The organism is Reyranella sp. (assembly GCF_004297405.1).
GTDB lineage: Bacteria > Pseudomonadota > Alphaproteobacteria > Reyranellales > Reyranellaceae > Reyranella.
Genome location: NZ_SCVC01000046.1, coordinates 248,461 through 263,812, shown reverse-complemented (window position 1 = coordinate 263,812; position 15,352 = coordinate 248,461). Strand labels below are relative to the sequence as shown.

At 65.1% G+C, this 15,352-nt stretch carries 13 protein-coding genes; 9 read left to right on the top strand and 4 right to left on the bottom strand.

Annotation, left to right across the window (positions count from 1 at the left end; genetic code table 11):
- Positions 1-43: 43 nt before the first annotated feature.
- Positions 44-928 carry a LysR substrate-binding domain-containing protein gene (locus EPO50_RS29835; protein ID WP_296350447.1) on the bottom strand — a complete coding sequence of 295 codons (885 nt, stop codon included), beginning with the start codon at positions 926-928 and terminating at the stop codon, positions 44-46.
- A 91-nt stretch (positions 929-1,019) separates the two neighbouring features.
- Between EPO50_RS29835 and EPO50_RS29830 the strand changes: the two genes are divergently transcribed.
- The 5 genes from EPO50_RS29830 to EPO50_RS29810 are packed head-to-tail and all read left to right on the top strand — an operon-like array spanning position 1,020 to position 5,773.
- A complete protein-coding gene (locus tag EPO50_RS29830) occupies positions 1,020-2,000 on the top strand; it encodes a tripartite tricarboxylate transporter substrate binding protein (RefSeq protein WP_296350446.1) in 981 nt (326 codons plus the stop codon).
- 15 nt (positions 2,001-2,015) lie between these two features.
- Positions 2,016-2,804 carry an enoyl-CoA hydratase-related protein gene (locus EPO50_RS29825; protein ID WP_296350444.1) on the top strand — a complete coding sequence of 263 codons (789 nt, stop codon included), beginning with the start codon at positions 2,016-2,018 and terminating at the stop codon, positions 2,802-2,804.
- A 1-nt stretch (position 2,805) separates the two neighbouring features.
- The gene (locus tag EPO50_RS29820; protein WP_296350442.1) at positions 2,806-3,990 is read left to right on the top strand and encodes a CaiB/BaiF CoA-transferase family protein; all 1,185 of its coding nucleotides are present in this window, start codon (positions 2,806-2,808) and stop codon (positions 3,988-3,990) included.
- Positions 3,987-4,763 carry an enoyl-CoA hydratase-related protein gene (locus EPO50_RS29815; RefSeq protein ID WP_296350440.1) on the top strand — a complete coding sequence of 259 codons (777 nt, stop codon included), beginning with the start codon at positions 3,987-3,989 and terminating at the stop codon, positions 4,761-4,763. The genes EPO50_RS29820 and EPO50_RS29815 overlap by 4 nt, the downstream gene beginning before the upstream one ends.
- A gap of 23 nt (positions 4,764-4,786) precedes the next feature.
- Positions 4,787-5,773: a tripartite tricarboxylate transporter substrate binding protein gene (locus EPO50_RS29810; RefSeq protein ID WP_296350438.1), complete on the top strand. Its 987-nt coding sequence runs from the start codon at positions 4,787-4,789 to the stop codon at positions 5,771-5,773.
- Positions 5,774-5,775: 2 nt separating this feature from the next.
- On the opposite strand, the gene EPO50_RS29805 is transcribed toward EPO50_RS29810, so the two are convergent.
- Entirely contained in the window at positions 5,776-6,561 is a 786-nt protein-coding gene (locus EPO50_RS29805; RefSeq protein ID WP_296350437.1) for a thioredoxin family protein, read from the bottom strand.
- A 264-nt stretch (positions 6,562-6,825) separates the two neighbouring features.
- On the opposite strand from EPO50_RS29805, the gene EPO50_RS29800 reads away from it, so the two are divergent.
- Genes EPO50_RS29800 through EPO50_RS29785 form a run of 4 tightly spaced genes read left to right on the top strand, consistent with a single transcriptional unit; the run spans position 6,826 to position 10,094 of the window.
- Entirely contained in the window at positions 6,826-7,569 is a 744-nt protein-coding gene (locus EPO50_RS29800) for a metal ABC transporter ATP-binding protein (protein WP_296350435.1), read from the top strand.
- A 16-nt stretch (positions 7,570-7,585) separates the two neighbouring features.
- Positions 7,586-8,455: a metal ABC transporter permease gene (locus tag EPO50_RS29795; protein WP_296350433.1), complete on the top strand. Its 870-nt coding sequence runs from the start codon at positions 7,586-7,588 to the stop codon at positions 8,453-8,455.
- Between the two features lie 40 nt (positions 8,456-8,495).
- Entirely contained in the window at positions 8,496-9,476 is a 981-nt protein-coding gene (locus EPO50_RS29790; protein ID WP_296350431.1) for an alpha/beta hydrolase, read from the top strand.
- 27 nt (positions 9,477-9,503) lie between these two features.
- Positions 9,504-10,094 carry a hypothetical protein gene (locus EPO50_RS29785; RefSeq protein ID WP_296350429.1) on the top strand — a complete coding sequence of 197 codons (591 nt, stop codon included), beginning with the start codon at positions 9,504-9,506 and terminating at the stop codon, positions 10,092-10,094.
- On the opposite strand, the gene msrB is transcribed toward EPO50_RS29785, so the two are convergent.
- Both msrB and EPO50_RS29775 read right to left on the bottom strand, forming a co-directional pair.
- Positions 10,072-10,470 (bottom strand): peptide-methionine (R)-S-oxide reductase MsrB, encoded by a 399-nt coding sequence (gene msrB / locus EPO50_RS29780; protein ID WP_296350427.1) that lies wholly within the window; start codon positions 10,468-10,470, stop codon positions 10,072-10,074. The two genes, EPO50_RS29785 and msrB, sit on opposite strands and share 23 nt — an antisense overlap.
- 30 nt (positions 10,471-10,500) lie before the next feature.
- A complete protein-coding gene (locus EPO50_RS29775) occupies positions 10,501-15,324 on the bottom strand; it encodes an NAD-glutamate dehydrogenase (RefSeq protein ID WP_296350425.1) in 4,824 nt (1,607 codons plus the stop codon).
- Positions 15,325-15,352 lie beyond the last annotated feature (28 nt).

Here is a 15,352-nt window from a genome sequence, read left to right as displayed (position 1 = left end):
TCGCGCGCAGGGATGGCGGAAGCAAGGCCGGTCGCCGGCCTGGTCAGGGGCGTGTCAGCCCCAGCGCCTGCAGCGCCCTGGCCAATACCGGAGAGCGGTTGTCCGCACGCCAGACCACGGAAACCTCGTTGATCGGCACCTGCCCGCGCAGACGCTTGAAAACGACACCGGGAAAGCCGGCTGAGGCCAGCGTGCGCGGAACAACCGACACGCCGGCGCCGACCGACACCAGGCTCAGAATCGTAAGTAGGTTGCGGGCCTGATGGGGCGGGATCGTCGGGCTGATGCCGGCGTTGCGGCAGGCGGCGATGATGCTGTCGTAGAAAATCGGCGACATGTGTCTTAGTGGCAGCACGAAATCGTCGCCGACGAAATCCTGCAGCCGAACCTCGCGACGGCCCGCCAGGCGATGCACATCGCAGATCGCCATTACCATGGGCTCGCGCACGATCGTGCGTGCGACGAGGTCGGGGTGCGGCGCCGGCATGTGAAGCACCGCAATGTCGAGCTTGTCTTCGTGCAGCGCTTCAATCTGTTCGGACGAGCTCATCTCCTGCCACATCACCGTGACGCCGGGCACGCCGCGCGAGATCTTGCTGTAGAACTTGCGGATCTCGGTGAAGACCGAGGAGGTGATGAAGCCGGCGCGCAGATAGCCGCTGCGGCCTTCGTGCGCACGCTGCACGATGTGACGTAGCCCATCGGCCTGCACGACCAAGCGCCGCGCTTCGTCCAGCAGCGCCGCGCCGGCATCGGTCAGGCGCACCGATCGCTTGGTGCGAAGGAACAGCATCGCCCCCACCTCGGCTTCGAGATTCTTGATGTGCTGGGTGAGTGGCGGCTGGGAGAGGGCCAGGCGCTTGGCGGCGCGGCCGAAATGCAGTTCCTCGGCCACGGCAAGGAAGCAACGGAGCGAGCGCAGGTTCATCTTTGATACAATAATAAGAATATTCTGATAGTAAAAATATAATTCAAGAATAACCGCTTTTCAGCGAATCCTCCGCATCGGAGGAAACACAATGAAGACAAGGCGGTTTGCGCTCGGCGCCCTGGCGGCGCTTGCGAGCGCCAGCTGGGTCCCAGGCCTGGTCCGGGCCGAGACCTATCCCGACAAGCCGATCCGGCTGGTCGTTCCGTTTACCCCTGGCGGCGTGACCGACAATATCGGCCGCGTGCTGTCTGAGCGGATGGGTCGCGAACTGGGTCAGGGGCTGATCATCGACAATCGATCCGGCGCGAACGGCCGCATCGGCACCGATGCCGTCGCCAAGGCGCCACCCGACGGTTACACGCTGCTGCTGGGCGGCATCGGCGCACTCACCATCCATCCGCACATGCTCAAGGTGCCCTACGACCCGGTGAACGACTTCGTGCCGATCAGCCTGGTTGCGACCAACGACGTGGTCATCGTGGTCAATCCTCGGCTGCCTGTCAGGACGCCGGCCGAGCTTGTGGCCTATGCCAAAGCCCATTCCGGCAAGATGCAGTACGGCTCTTCGGGCATCGGTGCGCCGACCCATCTCGCGGCCGAACTCTTCAGGACGCGCATCGGCTTCGACATGGTGCACGTGCCCTACAAGGGTGACAGCGCCGCCGTCATGGACGTCGTCGCCGGCAACGTCGATCTCAGCTTCTCGACCGTCTCAGCGACGCTGTCGCTGATCCAGGCCGGCAAGCTCCGAGCCATCGCGATGACCGGCTTGGAGCGCTCGCAAAGTCTGCCGGACGTGCCGACGCTCAATGAAACAGTGCTGAAGGGCTTCAACGCCGACACCTGGGTCGGCTTGTTCGCGCCGGCGCGCACGCCCGAGCCGATCGTCCGCAAGCTCTACGAAGCGACCAAGGCATCGCTGGCTGATCCGGAAGTGCGCCGCAAGCTGGTCGCCGGTGGCAACAACATCGTGGGCAACGATGCCGCGCAGTTCCGCACCTTTCTCGACGCCGAGTCGAAGAAATGGGGTGAGGTGGTTCGCGCCGGCAACATCAAGCTGGACGAGTGACGACAGGAGAGAGCGATGCCTCTGCTTTGCGAGAGACGCGGCCATGTGGCCATTCTGACCTTGAGCCGTCCCGAGGCGCGCAACGCCTGGGACGAGGACTTCAACGAGGGACTCGAAGCGCGGCTTACCGAGCTGGAGCACGATCACGAGATCCGCTGCGTGATCCTGACCGGCGACGAGAAGGGCGCAGCTTTCTCGGCGGGCGCCAATCTCGCCGACACCGAGACCCATACCGTGGCGTCACCGGCGGCGTTCATCACCGGCATTCCGCACTGGCGGAAATTCGTCGCCAACCTGCTGACCGATTTCCCCAAGCCGGTGATCGGCGCGGTGAACGGCTATGCGATCGGCATCGGCTGCATCGCGACTTATTGCTGCGACCTGATCGTGGCGTCGGAGCGTGCCGAATGGCGTCTGCCGCAAGTGCGCCTCGGCATCATGCCGGCCTATGGCGGCGCCGTGCGGCTGGCGCGTTGGGTCGGCAAGGGTAATGCGATGAAGGCCGCCCTTGGCTGTCCGATCGATGCCGCCGAAGCCTATCGCATCGGGCTCGCGCAATGGCTGGTGCCGCATGGAGAACTGATACCGCAGGCCCTGAAGGTAGCCGACGACATTGCTGCCCTACCGCCGCTCGCCGCGCGGCTTGCCAAGGAGTCGCTCACCAAGGGTCTCGATATTCCCAATATACGCGACGCGTCCGAGGTCGACGTCTATCGCTTCGCCGCGCTGAGCCAGACCGAAGATTCGAAGGAAGCGCACGAGGCATGGCGGGCGAAACGCCAGGCCGTGGTGCGCGGCCTCTGACATGACTGCCTTCTCCGGCATCCGCGTTCTCGATCTCAGCCGCGTTCTTGCAGGGCCGTTCTGCGGGCAGATGTTGGCCGACTTCGGCGCCGACGTGATCAAGGTCGAGGATGTCGGCGGCGACGAGAACCGGAAATGGGCGCCGGTCATCGACGGTCAGAGCGCCAACTTCCTCAGCGTCAATCGTGGTAAGCGCGGCATGACGCTGAATCTCAAGAGCGGCGCAGGACAGGAGATCCTGGCGGGGCTGGTGCGCAAGGCCGATGTCGTGATCGACAGTTTCCTGCCGGCCGTCGCCGAACGGTTGGGGGTCGATGATGCCCGGTTGCGCGCCCTGCGGCCGGATCTCGTGCACGCAACGATCAGCGGCTATGGCCACGAAGGCCCGCTCGCCGGCAAGCCCGGCTACGATCTCATGCTGCAGGCCTTCAGCGGCATGATGGCGATGACCGGTGAACGAGACGGCGGGCCAGTGCGCGCTGGCGCTTCTTTCATCGACATGGCGACCGGCCTGCTGGCTTTCTCCGGTATTGCCTCGGCGCTCTACGCGCGACAGGCCGGTAAGGCGGGCGGCCAGCATATCCGCGTGTCGTTGATGGAAACGGCCATCGCGTTGCTGGGCTACCACGTGCCGGCCTACACCTTGGGCGGCAAGGTTCCGCCGCGCGACGGATCGGGTGTGTGGCACATCGTGCCCTATCAGGCATTCGGCACAGAAAACGGCCATGTGCTGGCCGGCGCCACCAACGATGCTGCGTGGCAGCGGCTCTGTGCAGCGATCGGCGCCACCGAGCTCGCCGCCGATCCGGCGCTGGCGACGACGACACTGCGCATCGAGAATCGCGACAAGGTGATTTCGGCCTTGTCGGCGATCTTTGCCACCAGGTCGACCGCCGCCTGGGTCGACGCCCTGGAAACAGCAAACGTGCCCTGTGCACCGGTTAATGACCTTGCGCAGACGCTGGCTCATCCGCAGGTCGCTGCGATGAAGATGGTGCTGGAAGTGGCCACACGCGGCGGCGACTCCCTGTCGTTGGTCGGCGTGCCACTCAACCTCTCGACCACACCGGCGGTCCCAGGTGGCGCGCCACCCCTGCTCGGCGAACACACCGACGCGATCCTGAAGGACGACCTTGACCTCGATGCGTCGCGGATCGCGGCATTACGGAAAGAAGGAGTGATATGAGCGGCAAAATAGACCTCGAGCGGCGCAACGATGGTGTTGTCATGCTCTGGATCGACAATCCGGCGCATCGTAATGCGCTGAACAATTCGCTGATCGAGACGCTGGCCGGCCATTACCGCAGTCTCGCTGCCGATCCGTCGTGCCGAGCCATCGTGGTGCGTGGCCGCGGCGGCATCTTCTGCGCCGGTCGCGAACTGCGCGATCTCAGGGCGTTGCAGGACGCCTCGAACGACACGATCGTGGCGACATACGAAAAGCTCCGAGCGCTGAACGAGGCGGTCTGGTTCTGCCCCAAGCCGACCGTGGCGGTGATCGAGAAGTACGCCTTCGGGGCCGGTGCGACCCTCTCGAGCTGGTGCGATATCGCGCTTTCGGAGGATGCCGCGCTGTTTGCCTATCCCGAAGTGCATCACGGTTTTCCGCCGTCGCCGGCACTCATGGCGCTGTTCCTCGCAGTCGGCCGCAAGAAGGCGATGGAACTCGTCCTGACGGGCCGGCGTATCGACGCACGGGAGGCCGATCGAATCGGCCTGATCACACGCTCTGTCGCGGCCGCGGGACTCGAAACGGAACTCGAGGGGATGCTTGCCGGCTTGCTGCGCGGCGGCCCCGATGCCATCGCACGCACCAAGCAGTTCGTCTGGCATAGCGACGAATCCGGCCACCGTGCTGCGATGGCGAGCGCCGTCGATTCGATCAGCCTTGGCCTCGCCAGCCCGCAGGCGCGCGAGGGCATCGCCGCCTTCTTCGACAAGCGTGTTCCGAAATGGTGAGACGAACGATTCTGGAGACGATCATGAACCGACGCAGGCTTCTCGTCGCCGGCAGTGCTCTCGCCGGCAGCACATTCCTCGGCACGGCAACGGCTGCCGCGCAAGACAAGTACCCGTCCAAGCCGATCCGGCTCGTGGTGCCCTTCCCGCCGGGCGGTCCGACCGACGTATTCGGTCGCCGTTATGGTGAGCGACTGTCGGCGCTGCTGGGCCAGCCGGTGGTGATCGAGAACAAGGCAGGGGCCGGCGGTACGATCGGTGCCGATCTGGTCGCCAAGTCGAAGCCCGATGGCTACACGATGCTGTTCGGCTCCTCGTCGACCCAGGTTACCAGCCCGCTCCTGATGCCGGTGATGCCCTATCATCCGGTGAAGGACTTCATCCTGTTCATCGTGGGCAATGTGCCGATGGTGATCGCCGCCAATCCGACACTGCCGGCCAAGACGTTGCCCGAGCTGGTGGCACTGCTGAAGGCCCACCCCGACAAATACCGCTACAGCTCCTCGGGCATGGGCAGCATCAACCATCTGGGCGGTGAGCTGTTCAAGATGAAGGCCGGCAACCTCAGCGCCCTGCATGTGCCCTACAAAGGCAACAGTCCGGCATTGCAGGCCTGCCTGTCAGGCGAGGTTGACTTCATGCTCGACACTTTCGGGACCTCGTTCAGCCACTACAAGTCAGGCAAGCTGCGCTACCTCGCGGTCTGCGACGAGAAACGGTCGGCGCTGGCGCCGGAAGTGCCGACGACCGGGGAGAGTGGTCTGCCCGAGGTCCAGGTGCTGACGGTCAATCCTGTAGCGCTGCCGGCCGGTACGCCGCCTGAGATCGTGACGGCGATTGCCGAGGCCACGCGCCGGATCATGGCCGACGAGAAGCTGCAGGCTGATCTGCGCAGCATGTCGATAGATCCGGTGGGCGACGCCGATTCCGTGAAATCGGCGGCCTATTTCACGCGTGAGATCGAACGTTGGGAACCGATCATCAAGGCAACTGGCGCCAAGATGGAGTGAGGTCAGCCGGAGTAAGCGGGTTCCAGCTTGTTGCAGCCGATCAGCGGTCCGTGGTCGGCATGCTGCACCAGCACCGCCATGCCCTGCAGGGGGCCGATGCGTTCGGCCGGAATCGTCCAGTCGGCTGCTGCGCCGTTCCATCGGCTCACCAGTTCGAAGTGGCGCACGATGTTGAAGTTCTGCAGAGAACGGCCCTGGTTCTCGCCGCTGTTGATCGGCGTGGAGTGACGACGATCGTAGACGGCAAGTGTGACGTCGGCTGATTTGCCCTCAAGGTCGAAGGCCGCGAGCTTGATGCTGAGCGGCCCGCTGGTGGCGCGGGACAGTTCGGGCGTTGCGCGCTTGGGTGACCGGCGCTGTGCCTCGGCCAGCAACTTTTCGATCGGGCCGGGGTCGCGGCCGGTATCGTGACCGATGCCGTCGACCACCATTTCCGGCGTGTAGACGTAGCGCTGCTTCAGCACGCGGGCATAGGCACGCTGGCGTTCGGTCGTCTCGCGCGACGCGAAGGGGTCCTTCCAGCCGATATAGTCCCAGTAGTCGACATGGAAGGAGAGCGCGACGATGTCCGGCCGCATCGACAGGCGGCCGAGATAGGCATCGGCCGGCGGGCAGGAATTGCAGCCTTGCGAGGTGAAGAGCTCGACGGCCCACGGGCCCTCGGCAGCGGCCTTGTATCCAGGCTTGGCGATACCTGGCCTCGACCGTCCAGCAATCAGCAGGGCGCCTGCCGCGGCGGCGCCGCCGATCAGCAGGGATCTCCGACTGGAAACTGGAAATTTCATCATGACCAGAAGATGCGCGCGCCTCGTCCCCGCTGCCAATCAACAAACGGTTAGCCCGCGGTAACGCGTCGCTCTCATCTGCTGGATATGAGGTCCGCTGGACTCCACGAGGGTAACATTATAACAATATGCCTCCCATGCACGGACCCATTTCGCCCGGCACCTTTCTGCTCGCCATGAGCGCACCCGCCCGTGTGGCGGCGGCGCTTGGTGTGTCTGGCCTGCTGTGGCTGTGCGCCTGGTGGGCGCTGTCCTGAGGTTCGAGAGATGAACGCTGCTCTCCGCCTGGTCGACCTGACCGTGAGCTACGATCGCCATCCGGCGGTGCATCACGTGTCTGTGGAGATTCCGGCGGCCGAGATGACGGCCATCGTCGGCCCCAACGGCGCTGGCAAGAGCACGCTCCTGAAGGCGATGCTCGGCCTGGCGCCGCGGGTCGAAGGCCGCATCGAATGCGCGGCCCGTCGCATCGCCTATCTGCCGCAACAGGCCGAGATCGATCGATCCTTCCCGATCTCGGTGCTCGACACCGTCCTGCTCGGACGCTGGTCGCGCTTCGGCGGCTTTGGCGCAGCCAATTCGGGCGACATCCACGATGCCCAGCACGCGATCGAAGCGGTTGGCCTTGGCGGCTTCGAGCGTCGGCCGATCGACACTCTCTCGGTCGGTCAGTTCCAGCGCGTGCTGTTCGCGCGGTTGCTTCTGCAGGATGCCGATCTCGTTTTGCTCGATGAGCCCTTTGCTGCGATCGACAGCAAGACCGTCGCCGACCTCATGGTGGTAATCCGCCGCTGGCAGGCGGAGAAACGCACCGTCGTCGCCGTGCTGCACGATCTCGATCAGGTGCGCCGCGACTTCCCCAATTCCCTGCTGCTGGCACGCGAGCTGGTCGATGCCGGTCCGACGTCGCGCGTGCTTTCAGCCGAGAACCTGCTACGGGCCCGCGCCATGGCCGAAGCCTGGGACGAGCAGGCCGACGCCTGCGACGTGCCGATGCGGCTCAGCGCCTGATCCCATTCTCTGCGCCATGCTTTACGACACGCTGATCGCGCCTTTCGCCGATTTCGGCTTCATGCGCCGCGCCCTGGTCGCGAGCTTGGCGCTTGCGGCGGGTGGGTCGTCGATCGGCGTGTTCCTGATCCTGCGCCGCATGAGCCTGATGGGCGATGCGCTGGCGCATTCGCTGCTGCCCGGCGCGGCGATGGGCTTCCTGATCGGGGGCCTGTCGCTGCCGGCGATGAGCCTCGGTGGCTTCCTTGCTGGGGTCGCGACGGCGCTCCTCTCCGGCATCATCGCGCGCTTCTCCAACATGCGGGAGGATGCGAGCTTCGCGGCCGCCTATCTCACGGCGATGGCGCTCGGCGTGCTCATCGTGTCGTTGCGCGGTTCGGCTGTCGATCTGATGAACATCCTGTTCGGCGCCATCCTGGCCGTCGATGACCAGGCGCTGATCCTGGTCGTGTCGACCGCGACGCTGACCCTGGTCGGACTTGCAGCCATCTACCGGCCTCTGGTCGTGGAGTGCTTCAATCCCGGCTTCCTCGCCGCCATGGGCGTGCGTGGTTCGCTCTATCACTATCTCTTCCTGTCGCTGGCCGTGCTGAACATGGTCGCGGGCTTCCAGGCGCTCGGCACGCTGATGGCGCTCGGCCTCATTCTGTTGCCGGCGGTGGCGGCCTCCTTCTGGGCACGCGAGGTCTGGTCGATGACAGCGATCGCTGCGCCGATGGCCTTTGCGTCGGCCGCGATCGGTCTCCTGGTTTCCTTCCACGCCGGCCTGCCGTCCGGTCCGGTGATCGTGCTGTTCGCAAGCCTGTTCTTCCTGGGCTCGCTACTGTTCGGCACGCGAGCCTCGGTGCGGGCGCGCCTGTCGCGCCCTGTTCACTTGCGCGGCTGACGACTCCAGCTAGGTTTCTTTCCAACGGAGGAAACCACGCATGACTCAATCGCCGGTCTCGGGCGTCACGCTCAAGACGACCAACGCCAACAACATCCACATGCGCTACGCCGAGGCCGGCAACGGTCCACTGGTGTTGTTCTGCCATGGCTGGCCCGAGAGCTGGTATTCGTGGCGGCACCAGTTGAAGGCGGTGAGCGCGGCGGGCTTCCGGGCCGTTGCGCCGGACATGCGCGGCTATGGCGGCACACAGGCGCCGGAGCCGATCGACCAGTACACGCTCTATCATCTCGTGGGCGACATGGCTGAGCTGGTGAAGGCGCTGGGCGAGACCAAGGCGGTGATTGTCGGTCACGATTGGGGGGCGCCGGTTGCCTGGCATGCCGCCCTCTGGCGGCCCGATCTCTTCACCGCTGTTTGCGCCATGAGCGTGCCTTACGCACCGCCGGGCTACATCGACGTCCTGTCGGCGCTGGAGAAGCACGGCATCAACGACTTCTACATGCAGTATTTCCAGAAGCCCGGCGTGCCCGAGGCAGAACTGCAGCAGGACATTCGCGGCGCGCTGCGGCGTATCTACTACACGGCCGGGGGCGAGATGACGGAGAAGGACAAGGGCTTCGCGCGTCTCACGGGCGGGACCTTGCTGTCCAACACCGTCGATCCCGAAAAGCTGCCGCCATGGCTGAGCGAAACCGATCTCGACTACTACGCCGGCGAATTCTCGCGCACCGGGTTTCGGGGCGGCTTCAACTGGTATCGCAACCTGCGACGCAACTGGGAGCTCGGCGGCCCCTGGCGTGGTCAGCCGATCCGGCAGCCGTCGCTTTTCATCGCCGGCAGTCGCGACGGCGTGCTGCGCTTCCCGGCGGCCAAGGGCCAGATCGAAGCCTATTCCACGACGTTGCCCGGCCTGCGCGGTAGCCACATCCTGGAGGGCGCCGGCCACTGGGTGCAGCAGGAGCGTGCGGATGATGTTAATAAACTTCTGGTTGACTTTCTGAAGGGTCTTTCTCCTTAATGGATGGGGATTAATAAAAAGGTAACAATGTCTTATCGCCTTCTTTTCAAGGTCGTCCGACTTTCCATCGCGGGTACTGCGTTGGCACTACTCGGCGCTTGCGCCGACCCGGCCTCACCAACAGCCATGGTGCCCGATGTCTCGGGTATCGGTGCCGGGCCGCCGCCCGCCTACCGCCTCGCGATCACCGCAGGCGAAGTCGGTGGCGGTAGCAAGACTTCACCGCTCTGGACCTCTCAGGTCGACAATCCTGAATTCCGAGAAGCCTTGGTCCGTACCTTGTTGGCGGCAGGTCTCGGACGAGCAGAGAATGGCCGATTCCGGCTCGATGCCGTGCTGCAAAAGCTCGAACAGCCTTTCGCAGGCTTTACCATGACCGTCACGTCCACCATCGGCTACAAGCTGACCGAAGTGGCGACGGGTGCGGTCGTCTACGAGAACACGATCACTGCTTCTGGCTCGGCGACGACAGACGACACTCTTTATGGGGTGGCGCGACTCAAGATCGCCAACGAGCGGGCGATTCGTGCCAACCTGCGCCAGCTGGTGGAAGGACTCTACGCGCTTCCCGACCGACCGCTGGATCAGCCCATGATCACTTCTTCTCGTCGAACTTGAGCGCCGCGCCGTTCATGCAATAGCGCTCCCCGGTCGGTTGCGGCCCGTCGGGGAAGACATGGCCGAGGTGGCCGCCGCACTTGGCGCAATGAACTTCAACACGAGTCATGAAATGGCTGCGGTCCGTCGACGTGTCGACCGCGCCCTCCATCGGCGCCCAGAAGGATGGCCAGCCCGAGCCGCTTTCGTATTTGGTCTTGGAATCGAACAGCGGCTCGCCACAGCCGGCACAGCGGAAGGTGCCGGGGCGCTTCTCATCGTTCAACGGACTGGTGAAAGCGCGCTCCGTGCCGTGCTTGCGCAGCACATGATACTGCAGCGGATCGAGCTCCTTCTGCCACTCCGTTTCGCTCTTCTCGACGGTCTTGTCGGTCATGGTGCTCTCCTCAGGTCCTGATGTGGTGAATTAGACAAGAGTCCGCAACTCGGCGGTGGCGACCGACAGCATGGCGAGGTCGAGTGCGCCGGCGGCGGCGAAATCCTCCTTCACCAGCCGATCGACGCGATCCAGGGCAAGCTGGCGCGGCTCGCTCCATTTGGAGAGTGCGGCCTCGGGGTCGCAATTGCCGCCACCGGCGGCGCGCAACGCCGAGCCCAGCAGGTCGGCATGCAATCCCGCCAGCTCGTCCTGAATGGCCAGCGCTGCCTGCGACGGCCATTGCCCCTCGCGTGGCAACTTCTGTGCAGCATTGGCCAGCAGCGCCAGCGACAGCCGCTCGCCGATCCGGAAGTAAAGCCGCGCGGCCGATTCGATGTTGCAGCCGTTGCCCTCGGCCGCCAGCGCCAGGTCGCCGGCTGCGGCCAGTGTTTCGAGTGCAGCGGCTTGGTGGGCGGTGGCGGCTGGAGCGCCCACCGCCTCGAGAGCTGCCGCGCGCTCCCCGAGTGCTGTCGCCTCGGCCTGGCCGATCAGATCCGACGGCAGTTCGCCCAGTGCGCTGACGGCGGCGCCGAGCTTGGCGGTTGCGGCGGTCGTATCGAGCGGCTGCGGCAGGCGGCGCAGGGTCCATTGTACGGTGCGCACCAGGAAACGTTGCGAGGCGACCAGCATGCGTACCTGGGCCTCCGCCTTGAGGGCGGAATCCAAGGCTTCGATATCCGCCCATAGCGTGCGCAGCTTCCAGGCATCGCGCACCACCGTGAAAGCTCGCGCGATGGTCGCGGCCGACGCGCCGGTGCGCTGGCCGACATTGTGCACGAAGGTCGGTCCGCAGCGGTTGACCAGTGAATTCACGATCTGCAAGGCCGTGATCTCGCGGCGCAGGCGATGGCTGCGGATTGCCGGCTCATACTTCTCCTGAAGTGCGGCCGGGAAGTAGCGCAGCAGTTCTTCCTCCAGCCGTGGATCGTCGGGCAGGTCGGAGGCGAGGATCTCCTCGTTGAGGTCGATCTTGGCGTAGGCCAGCAGCACACAGAGTTCGGGCCGCGTCAGTGGCTGGCGATTGGCGCCGCGGGTCCGCATGGCCACCGAATCCGGCAGGAACTCGACGGCACGGTCGAGCCTGCCCTTGCGCTCCAGCGCGCGCATGAATCGTTCGAGACGATCATGCTCTTCCGCCGCCTGCCCCTCGGCCATGCTGATCGCCTGGCTCTGCTGATAATTGTGACGAAGAACAAGCCCTGCCACTTCGTCGGTCATCGAGAACAGAAGCGCGTCGCGTTCCGAAGCAACGAGAGCGCCGGCGGCAATCGCGCCGCCCGTGGCGATCTTGATGTTGACCTCGTGGTCGGAGGTATCGACGCCGGCTGAATTGTCGAGCGCGTCGGTGTTGATCCGGCGACCGGTGAGGGCTGCTTCGACCCTGCCGCGTTGGGTAAAGCCAAGGTTGGCACCTTCGCCGATCACCTGCGCGCGGATCTGCGCAGCATCGACGCGTAGAGCATCGTTGGTGCGGTCGCCGGCATCGGCCTGGCTTTCGCTCGACGCCTTCACATAGGTGCCGATGCCGCCGAAATAGAGCAGGTCGACCGGCGCGGTCAGGATGGCGCGCATCAGGTCGAGAGGCGCCAGGGCTGGCGTCTCGATGCCCAGCACTTGCCGCGCTTCGGGCGACAGAGCGATCGACTTGGCGGCACGGTCGAAGACAGCGCCGCCGGCCGACAGCAGACCCCTGTCGTAGTCCATCCAGGAAGAGCGCGGCAGATCGAACAGCCGTTTGCGCTCGGCAAAGCTCTTCGCCGCATCAGGTGAGGGGTCGATGAAGATGTGACGATGGTCGAAGGCGGCCACCAACTTGATGTGCGGCGACAGCAGCATGCCGTTGCCGAATACATCGCCCGACATGTCGCCGACGCCTGCGACCGTGAAGGACGTCGTCTGGATGTCACGGCCGAGTTCCCGGAAATGGCGCTTTACCGATTCCCAGGCGCCGCGCGCGGTGATGCCCATCTTCTTGTGGTCGTACCCTGCCGAACCACCCGAGGCGAAAGCATCGTCCAGCCAGAAGCCATAGTCGCGGGCCAGCGCATTGGCGATGTCGGAGAAGGTGGCGGTGCCCTTGTCGGCAGCGACCACAAGATAAGGATCGTCGCTGTCGTGACGCACGACTGTGGAAGGTGGGACGACGTTTCCACCGACATAGTTGTCAGTGATGTCGAGCATGCCGCGAATCAGCGTCTGGTAGCAGGCGATTCCCTCCGCCTGAACCTGCTCGCGCGTGCCGCCGGCTGGCGGCTGCTTGACGTAGAAGCCACCCTTCGAGCCCACGGGCACGATGACGGCGTTCTTCACCATCTGCGTCTTCATCAGGCCGAGGATCTCGGTACGGAAGTCCTCGCGTCGGTCGGACCAGCGGATGCCGCCGCGCGCCACGCGGCCACCGCGCAGATGGATGCCTTCCATGCGTGGGCTATAGACGAAGATCTCGACCAGGGGCCGCGGTGCGGGCAGATCGTCGATGGCGCGGCTGTCGATCTTGAAGGAGATCCAATCCTTCGCAGCGCCGTCGCTGCCTGTTTGCCAGTAGTTCGTGCGGAGCGTGCAGAGCATGGCGTTGTGGAAACGCCGCAGGATGCGATCCTCGTCAAGGGTCGCGACGGCTTCGAGCGCGGTCGCGAGGGCGGATTCGATGGCCTCGACTTTCTCCATACGCGGGGCGGCCGCTGCGTCGCCCAGGGACGGATCGAAACGCGCCATGAAGAGATCGACCAGCAGCCGCGCGACCTTGGGATAGGCCGCCAGCGCCCGCTCCATATAGTCCTGGCTGAACGAGATGCCGGCCTGGCGCAGATATTTGGTGTAGGCGCGCACGATCGCGACTTCGCGCCAGGCGAGCCCGGCACCCAGTACCAGTCGGTTCAGCCCGTCGCTTTCGAACGCGCGGACCCATAACCGATCGAGTGTCTCGACGAACCGAGGACCGACGGCCGCGAGATCGACCGATGATTTATCGGCCGTTTCGACGCTGAGCACTTGCAGTGCCACCGGCTCACTACCCTCGACGCGGAGCATGAAGGGCGCTTCGCTCAGCACGCGCAGCCCAAGGTTCTCTGCCGGCGGCAGAATATCGGAGAGCGCGATCGGTTCACGCGCATGGAACAGGCGCAAGGTGAAGCGATGGAGTGGTGCGCCCGGCTCGCGGTCGAGGCGCACGGCGTTCTGTCGACCCTCGACCGTTGCCTGCAAGGGCACGATATCGGCCACGGCTTGGGTAGCATCGAAACTGTCGCGATAGGTGGAGGGGAACCACTGGCGCCAGCGGCGCGCAGCCGTTCGGCCTTCGGCTTCGCCCAAGGTCGCCTGGAGAGCGGCGCGCAGGCGGTCGTTCCACGAGGTTGCGGCTTCTGCCAGCGTGCGCTCGACTTCGGCGAGGTCGGGTGTGGCTGAGGTCGGCGACTCGAGTCGTAGAGTGTAGAGCGACTGGGCGAGGGCGGAGTCGGAGTCGGCCGACGACGCGGTCGAGGTCACCTTGCCGTGCCAGCTCTGCTCGAGGATCGCAGCGAAGCGGTCACTCAGCGCGGCATCGAAACGTTCGCGTGGTGCGTAAACGAGATTGGTGGCGAAGCGGCCGACGGCGTCGCGGCGGGCGAACAGGGCCACACGTCGTCGTTCCTGCAGCTGCAGGATGCCCATGGCGTGGTCGTAGAGCGTGTCCTCCTCGATCTGGAAAAGCTCGTCGCGCGGATAGGCTTCGAGGATCGCCATCAACGCCTTGCCGTCATGACTGTTCGGATCGAGGCCCGAACGGCGCAACAGGCCGTCGACCCGGCCGCGCAGCAATGGCACGTCGCGCACCATTGCGTGGTAGGCGGCCGAGGTGAAAAGCCCGACGAGCCGCCGTTCGCCGGTGACCCGGCCGTCGGCATCGAAGGTCTTCACGATGACGCAGTCCATCGCGCCGCTGCGATGAACCAGCGCCTGACGGTCGGTCTTCACGATCAGGATATTCTGTTGCCCACGCGCGAAGCGCGACATCGCCTCGCCGCCGCCGAGGCCCGCCTCGAACAGCCGGACCTCGTCACGGCGCAGGATGCCGAGCGCCGAGCCCGGCATCAGCTCGTAGCGGATGCCGCCGGGCTGGCTGGGATCGTCGACATAGCGGTAGCGGCGATGACCCAGGAAGGTGAAGTGGTTGGCCTCGAGCCAGCGCAGGAAGTCCTCGTACTCCGCGAGGTTCGCTGCCCGGCCGGGGACGAGATCGGTGATGGCGTCGAGGCAGGCGCGGCGCATGGCGCGCCAGTCTTCGACCGCGAGTCTCACTTCAGCTAGCACGCGTGTCAGCGCGGCGGCGAGTTCGTCCAGCTGCGCATGGTCGGCCTGGCGGTCGATTTCGATGTGCATCATCGATTCGGCTTTGGCGCGCTCACCGGCCTCCAGGGCAATGCCGATCATGTCGCCGTCGAGATCGCGACGCACCGCCAAGACGGGGTGCGCTAACATGTGGACGGTGATTTCCCGGCGATTGAACTCGTTGGCAATCGAATCGACCAGGAACGGCATGTCGTCGTTGACGATCTGAACGATCGTGTGGCGGCTCTCGAAGCCGTGGGTAGCGGCGGTCGGATTGAAGACACGAACCTTGGCGACGCCAGGCAGTCGACGGCGGGCGAAGGCCAGCAGCGCGTTGGAGGCGGCAGCGCGCTGGTCTGCCGGTGCCGCGGCAAGGTCCTTGTCGGCGACGCGACCGAACAACCGGCGTGCAAATTGGGCGGCATCCTCGCCGCCGGCAGCCTGGAGAGCGGCCGCACAGATCGCGTCGAGCCCGTAAACACGCGGTGCGAGGGCGGTGGCCATGTCTTGAGTCTCCTCCTCGGACTGTGGC